We start from the raw sequence: 7,429 nt of genomic DNA on the forward strand, positions 1-7,429 counted from the left end.
TTATAGTGAATCGGACGCGGGGTGGAGCAGTTTGGTAGCTCGTCGGGCTCATAACCCGAAGGCCGTCGGTTCAAATCCGGCCCCCGCAACCAATCTCTTTTTAAAAGAGAATGCGATACTAGCTCAGTTGGTAGAGCGCAACCTTGCCAAGGTTGAGGTCACGAGTTCGAGCCTCGTGTATCGCTCCAAATTTTAACTTTGTGTGCAGTGAGCATGTAAAGCGGATAGTTGTCATCGAACTTATGCGGTGGAAGTCATCACTAACTTTATTATAGTGAATCGGACGCGGGGTGGAGCAGTTTGGTAGCTCGTCGGGCTCATAACCCGAAGGCCGTCGGTTCAAATCCGGCCCCCGCAACCAATCTCCTTTTAAGAGTAGAAGTACTTTTAACAGTCAGAGACAAAGAGAACAGAGTTTCGTTATTCTCTTCTAGCATTAAATACTCATACTAGCTGTGATAGTTATACTGAGTGAGTTGTCATCGAGCTCATCGATGTGTTATACCCATTTATCTTACTATAAAGAATAAATAGCCATATTCTGTACGGTTTTTTTGATATTCATTTAAGAATCTAGTTATCAATATCTAGCGTTTTTATGTCATAAAATATCTGTATATAGTGCCCAAGATAAAAATCGTGTACTAGGTCATACTTATGTGTRAATTATAATTCTGATATCAACAGAGTTATCCACAGAATGGATCTGTGAATAAGTCTGTTAATAGTTTCAGTTTAAGTCAGATTACATATGGGCTAAGCAAGGATCCTTGCTTATTGATAGTGTGATTCATCAATCGGTTTTAATCCCAACCCATTGAATTAAATGGATATTAGTTGGTTGTCGGGTGTTTAATTCTATTTCTTGGAAGATCTTTAAGCAGATATTCTTTGATCCTAATCATCAATTCTTACTGTGTTTAACTTTTTGCATTATTCAATGCATCTCCGCTTCAGTTTTCTTTTCCACATTAAGATGACAAGGGTTATCGACTAGGCATCCCTTGGTAAACCCTTCTGGATTATTCTAATTAAGCGCTTCTCTTTTGCTGAGGAGACACTGATCAACTCCCTTCTACTCTCTTGCTGCTCAATAGACCACTTGATATGAATATCGAGTAATTCTGAATGGCCTAAGTATTGCGTAAGCGTATCGACAACTGTTCGCTTATAGGGGGCATTACCTAATGCTACAACAATGTTTCTTTGCCATTGAAGGTGACCAATTCGGCGAATGGGTGAGCCCTCTAACCGTTTCATGAATTCATCTTCTGTCCAAGTGAACAAGGTTAATAAGTCCAAGGTTGAAAAGTGATCACGACGATGGAAGTCTTGTTGTTGGGTAATATCGGCTTGTCTATTCCATGGGCAAACTAACTGACAGTCGTCACAACCATATATTCGGTTACCAAGTTTGGGCCTTAACTCTTCGGGAATCACGCCGTCAAACTCAATGGTTAAATAGGAGATGCACAGCCTTGCATCGACAACACCAGGCGAGACAATCGCATTGGTTGGACACGAAGTAATACAAGCGGAACATTTACCACATTGGTCGTCAACAGGTTGATCAACAGGCAATGGAATATCCACCAATAATTCACCAAGAAAAAACCAAGAACCAGCACTCGCATCAAGAAGAAGTGAGTGCTTACCAATCCAGCCAAGTCCCGCTTTCTCAGCCAAGGGACGCTCTAAGATTGGCGCGGAATCAACAAAAGGACGAAACCCTAACTCTCCCACTTCTTGCTCGATTTTTTGGCCTAATTTTTTTAGCTGGTTACGTACTAGTTTGTGGTAGTCTCGACCTAGAGCATAACGGCTAATATAGGCTTGATTGGCGTCACTTAAGTTACTGGCAAATTGAGCCTCAGGTGGTAAATAATTCATTCGTGCACTGATGACACGAACGGTCCCTGGGAGAAGTTCATTGGGTCTTGCCCGCATCATGCCATGTCTTGCCATCCAGTCCATGTCACCGTGATAGCCAGCATCGAGCCAATCTTGAAGTGGTTTCTCTCTTGATGTTAAATCAATGTCGCAAATGCCCACGTGCTGAAAGCCGAGATCTAACCCCCACTTCTTTATATTTTCAGCCAGTAAGGTGTAATCGATATCTATCAAGTGAAAATCCACTATTATGGGAGTAAGTCTTGCGCGTATTCTATCATAAATCTTATAGTGGCTATTAGTGCTCAAAAGGAGTAACAGGGAAAGGGATTTGGTATAATCAGCCCAAAATCTAACTTTCTTTGTTTCTTGTTGTCACATTTCTAACGTTAACTCCGTTAATATTTGTTGAGTTGCGTAGTATTATGAGTGGATATTGAACAATTGTTAGAGATGTTTTTACGGAATAGACAGCAAATGAATTCGATTTAATTGATGTCCAAATTTTTATAATCAACCAATGATAAACGTTAATAATGCAAACAATCGAATTAAAATTTGCCAATGAAGATGAAACGATACATTTCGGTGGCAAACTGGCTCAGGCCTGTCAACAACAAACAACCATCTATCTACATGGTGATTTAGGTGCAGGAAAAACCACATTTAGCCGAGGATTTATTCGCGCTTTAGGACATAAAGGCAACGTAAAAAGTCCAACCTATACTTTGGTTGAACCTTATGAACTGAGTCAGTGGCAGGTATATCATTTTGATCTATACCGTTTAGCTGATCCTGAAGAGTTAGAGTACATGGGGATTCGAGATTACTTTACTGAAGATGCAATCTGTCTCGTTGAATGGCCAGAAAAGGGAGAGGGCATGCTGCCTAAACCTGATTTAGACATAGATTTACGTTATTGTGGTGAGCAACGAATCGCTCGGATCACCGCGAATAATGATTATGGAATTACTTTGATTAAGCGATTGGAATTGTGTTGATTGGACAAAAAATAGGCCTCTATTTTTCATTTTTATTATGGGTTGTACTCGGGCTCTCTACCGCGCAGGCAAACTCTTTAGAAGGGCTGCGTGTGTGGCCCTCTCCAGATGAAACTCGAATTGTTATCGACTTAAAGTCAGAAGCTAATTTTAGCTACTTCACATTAAGCAGTCCGTTTCGTCTTGTTGTAGACCTGAAGCAGACTCACCTAAAATCAAAACTTCCCTTAACCATTACCAACAGCGATGTACTAACGAAAATTCGCAAAAGCACAGCGCCAGCCAAAGGTACAACACGTCTAGTATTAGAACTCAAAAAAAGTGTAAAACCAACACTGTTTAAATTAGCGCCAACGCCGGGTGGTCAGTATGGCTATCGATTGGTCGTCGACCTACCTCACAATAAAGAGTCCAGTAGTGCAGTTGTGAGCAATCGTCCATCATCGACAACCCCGGTCGTGAATAAAGATGCCGCTCAGCTTATTGGTTCTGGTGATATTGTTGTGGCGATCGATGCGGGTCATGGTGGAGAGGATCCCGGCTCAGTTGGCCCTACTCGCAAGTATGAGAAGCACACAACATTAGCAGTGTCGAAGAAAATTGCCGCCCGTATTAATGCTGTACCAGGAATGAAAGCGGTACTGACACGACGAGGTGACTACTTTGTTAATTTAAACCGTCGCTCTGAAATTGCCCGTAAAAATAAAGCACATCTACTTGTTTCAGTGCATGCTGACAGCTTTACCTCTTCTCAGCCTCGTGGTGGTTCAGTCTTTGTTTTAAATACACGCAGAGCTAACTCAGAGATTGGCCGTTGGGTGGTTAAACACGAAGAGCAATCAGAGCTACTTGGTGGCGCGGGTGAGGTACTGTCAAAAGCTCACAACGACAAAAACTTAAGTCAGACGTTGTTGGATTTGCAATTTAGACACTCTACCACTGAAGGGTACAAGGTAGCGTCTAATATTCTCTCTGAGATGGGAAAGGTGACTAAACTGCATAAGCGAGAACCAGTACCAGCTAGCCTTGCGGTATTAAAGTCTCCAGATATTCCATCTGTTTTAGTCGAAACGGGTTTTATTTCAAATCGCACTGAAGAGAAGTTGCTGTTTCAAAGAGCACATCAGGATAAATTGGCTGCCGCTATTTCTAAAGCCATCATTGATTATTTTGAAGACAATGCACCTGCTGGCACTATGTTTGCCTTAAAAAACCAGCAAATCAAACACAGTGTAAAACGCGGTGAGTCGCTCTCAATTATCGCAAAAAAATATGGAACGTCGATTCAGAGTATAAAAACCAGTAACAAATTAAAAAGTAGCAGCTTACGAATTGGCCAAGTGCTATATATCACTGGTGCAAATGCGGTCACCACTAAACCGCAAAGTAAACCCAAAACCTTACCCACCACTAAAATGAGCACTCACGTTGTAAGAAAAGGTGAGTATCTTGGGAAAATAGCGGCTAAATATGGTGTGTCAGCGTCAAGTATTAAAATTTGGAATGGTTTGAAGAGTGATAAGGTATTTGTAGGTCAAAAACTCAAAGTGAAAGTGCTGAGTACCAAAACCGTGAAGCATAAAGTGAAACGCGGAGAGTTTCTTGGAAAAATTGCATCCAACTATGGTATCTCTGTCGCTCAGCTTCGAAAAGCCAATCAACTGCGTTCTGATCAGCTTGCCGTTGGGCAATGGTTGATCATTCCGAGTAGTTAATATGACGATTCAAATCTTACCTGCCCGTTTAGCGAACCAGATTGCTGCAGGAGAGGTGGTTGAAAGACCGGCTTCTGTGGTGAAAGAGTTGGTAGAGAACAGCATTGATGCTGGCGCAACGCGTATTGATATTGATATTGAAAAAGGCGGCAGTCGTGTAATTCGGGTTAGAGATAACGGTAAGGGCATCAGTAAAGATGAATTAACCTTAGCGCTAAGCCGTCACGCAACCTCAAAAATTCACTCCCTTGATGATCTTGAAGCGATTGTCAGTTTGGGGTTTCGTGGTGAAGCATTAGCGAGTATTAGTTCGGTATCACGACTGACCCTGACTTCTAGAACGGTGACTCAAGAGCAGGCTTGGTCTGCGTATGCCGAAGGTCGTGATATGACGGTAACGACCAAGCCGGCAGCACATCCTATTGGTACAACGATAGAAGTGTTGGACCTATTTTTTAATACGCCTGCACGTCGGAAATTTTTAAAAGCAGACAAAACAGAGTTTACCCATATTGATGATCTGCTTAAGCGTATTGCTCTGAGCCACTTTGATGTCGCGATTAGCTTAAAGCACAACGGAAAAATGGTTCGACAGTATCGAGCTTCTCACACTCAAGCTCAAAAAGAGAAACGACTCGCTTCGGTGTGTGGTTCAAGCTTTGTTGATCATTCAGCCAATGTTGAATTGAGTCATGATGGACTGACCCTCACCGGCTGGATATCAACGCCCCAAGGTGCCAGAGCTCAGAGTGACCAACAATACTGTTATGTGAATGGTCGAATGATGCGCGATAAACTGATTAATCACGCAATTAGACAGGGTTATGAGTCGAGTTTGTCAGCGGAGCAATATTCCGCTTATGTTTTGTTTATTGAGATCGACCCGCATCAAGTGGATGTGAATGTTCACCCTGCAAAGCATGAGGTCCGTTTTCATCAAGCCCGTTTAGTGCATGACTTTATCTATCAAGGGATTACCAGCGCTCTGGAACAAACCCAATATATGGATGATGATCTTGTACCCACAAGTCGTGGCCATGTTGAATATCGTACTCCGGAGTCAGTGACTGAGCAGGTCATGGAAGCGGTCGCTAAAGTACCTACCTATCCACGACAACAAGAACGCTCCCAATGGACCCCTTTAGCCACCACTTCACCCTCCACGAAGGAAGTCAAAGTCTATCAGGCTCTATTACAACCCCCTGTTGTTGAGTCAGAACAGACAGAAAGTGTGGTGGGAAATGATGCACCGATTAAGGCAGTGGTAGGGTTTGATAGCTTAGGTAAAGGCCTTTCTGTGGTTGAGTCATACTATCTATTGATGGAAAACCAACAGCAGATCCAACTGCTCTCTCTACGAGTCGCTGAGTATCTGAAAACATTGGGGCAGTTAAATCTAGGGAAAACAGGGTCGCTAAAAGCACAACCCTTGTTGATCCCTCATACTATTCCAGTGAATGAGCCGCTGTTAGCTGTCATTGATAATGAGCAGTCACTATTGAGCCAGCTGGGTATTCAGTTAAAAGCCAAGGGTCGTCAAGCGGTTATCGTGATGTCAGTGTCACAACCGTTAAGGCAACAGAATTTACAGCAGTTAATTCCAGATCTGTTATCGTATCTACATCAAAGAGTGGATCGTCAGGACCATTTTGAGCAAACTATTGTTTGGTTGGCGACTCAGATACAGAGTGAGTGTACCGCTTACTCTTTGTCGGAAGCAATCCAGTTGATCACTGACATCGAACTGTTATGGGAAGGTGGGTTAGTTCAATACTACGAACGTTTACTTCAACCTGTCGATTTTAATGTTCCAATAAAAGCATTTTTGAATAATGAATGAGTTACCACAAGCTATATTTTTAATGGGGCCAACAGCTTCAGGCAAAACTGAGTTAGCGATTAAGATCGGACAACATTTCCCAGTAGAGTTGATAAGTGTGGATTCCGCCCTTATTTATAAAGGAATGGATATCGGTACGGCAAAGCCAAATGAAGAAGAGTTGGCTTTAGCTCCGCATCGACTGATTGATATTATTGAGCCAACGGAAAGTTATTCTGTCGCGAATTTCCGCGAAGATGCCTTACGCGAAATGAATGATATTGTCGCAAGGGGAAATATTCCTCTTCTTGTTGGTGGCACAATGCTGTATTTTAAGGCTTTACTTGAAGGTCTTTCGCCTTTACCTGCTGCGGATAGTGCTGTTCGATCTCAAATTGAGCAAGAAGCGCTATCTATTGGCTGGAAAGGATTGCATGATCAGCTTGCAACCATAGATCCAGTTGCTGCTGCTAGAATACACCCCAATGATCCTCAACGTTTGAGTCGAGCATTGGAAGTATTCCGAATTTCAGGGAAAACGTTAACTGAATTGACCCAGACTCAAGGTGAGTCACTTCCTTTTAGGGTTCATCAGTTTGCGATTGCACCTAAAGAGAGATCCGAGCTTCATCGTCGTATTGAGTTACGTTTTACTATGATGATGGACGCTGGATTTGAGCAAGAAGTACGATCTTTACATCAACGGGGTGATCTTCATTCGGATTTACCCTCTATACGTTGTGTAGGATACCGTCAGATGTGGGATTATCTGGATGGAAATGGTTCACGTGATGAAGCGGTTTTTCGTGGCGTTTGCGCTACTCGCCAACTGGCAAAAAGACAAATCACTTGGCTAAGAAGCTGGGATGATTTGACTTGGTTAGACAGTGACGATATTGATAGTGCATTACAAACGGTCACAAACGCTTTAAATTGTGATTAAATGATTGAGTTATTGCCGTATTTTTGAACTATTACTTTTTATTTGGTTCATAGGTTAGAAC

General features: G+C 42.5%; 5 protein-coding genes and 3 tRNA genes. 7 read left to right on the forward strand and 1 reads right to left on the reverse strand.

Annotation, left to right across the window (positions count from 1 at the left end):
* Positions 1 to 15: 15 nt before the first annotated feature.
* From L4C32_RS19725 to L4C32_RS19735, 3 genes are all read left to right on the forward strand, one after another.
* Positions 16 to 92: transfer RNA gene (locus L4C32_RS19725), tRNA-Met, on the forward strand.
* Between the two features lie 20 nt (positions 93 to 112).
* Positions 113 to 188: transfer RNA gene (locus tag L4C32_RS19730), tRNA-Gly, on the forward strand.
* Between the two features lie 96 nt (positions 189 to 284).
* Positions 285 to 361 (forward strand) — tRNA-Met (locus L4C32_RS19735).
* Between the two features lie 632 nt (positions 362 to 993).
* Here the strand turns inward: L4C32_RS19735 and queG are convergent.
* A complete protein-coding gene (queG, locus tag L4C32_RS19740; RefSeq protein WP_428198610.1) occupies positions 994 to 2,115 on the reverse strand; it encodes a tRNA epoxyqueuosine(34) reductase QueG in 1,122 nt (373 codons plus the stop codon).
* Positions 2,116 to 2,426: 311 nt separating this feature from the next.
* Between queG and tsaE the strand changes: the two genes are divergently transcribed.
* Genes tsaE through miaA form a run of 4 tightly spaced genes read left to right on the forward strand, consistent with a single transcriptional unit; the run spans position 2,427 to position 7,368 of the window.
* The gene (gene tsaE, locus L4C32_RS19745; protein ID WP_428198606.1) at positions 2,427 to 2,891 is read left to right on the forward strand and encodes a tRNA (adenosine(37)-N6)-threonylcarbamoyltransferase complex ATPase subunit type 1 TsaE; all 465 of its coding nucleotides are present in this window, start codon (positions 2,427 to 2,429) and stop codon (positions 2,889 to 2,891) included.
* Positions 2,885 to 4,606 (forward strand): N-acetylmuramoyl-L-alanine amidase, encoded by a 1,722-nt coding sequence (locus L4C32_RS19750; RefSeq protein WP_428198607.1) that lies wholly within the window; start codon positions 2,885 to 2,887, stop codon positions 4,604 to 4,606. The genes tsaE and L4C32_RS19750 overlap by 7 nt, the downstream gene beginning before the upstream one ends.
* 1 nt (position 4,607) lies before the next feature.
* Positions 4,608 to 6,446 (forward strand): DNA mismatch repair endonuclease MutL, encoded by a 1,839-nt coding sequence (gene mutL, locus L4C32_RS19755; RefSeq protein WP_428198608.1) that lies wholly within the window; start codon positions 4,608 to 4,610, stop codon positions 6,444 to 6,446.
* Complete coding sequence (gene miaA / locus L4C32_RS19760) at positions 6,439 to 7,368, forward strand: tRNA (adenosine(37)-N6)-dimethylallyltransferase MiaA (protein WP_428198609.1); 930 nt, start codon at positions 6,439 to 6,441, stop codon at positions 7,366 to 7,368. Before mutL ends, miaA begins: the two co-directional genes overlap by 8 nt.
* Positions 7,369 to 7,429 lie beyond the last annotated feature (61 nt).

It is taken from the genome of Aliivibrio kagoshimensis (assembly GCF_050337105.1).
Lineage (GTDB): Bacteria > Pseudomonadota > Gammaproteobacteria > Enterobacterales > Vibrionaceae > Aliivibrio_A > Aliivibrio_A kagoshimensis.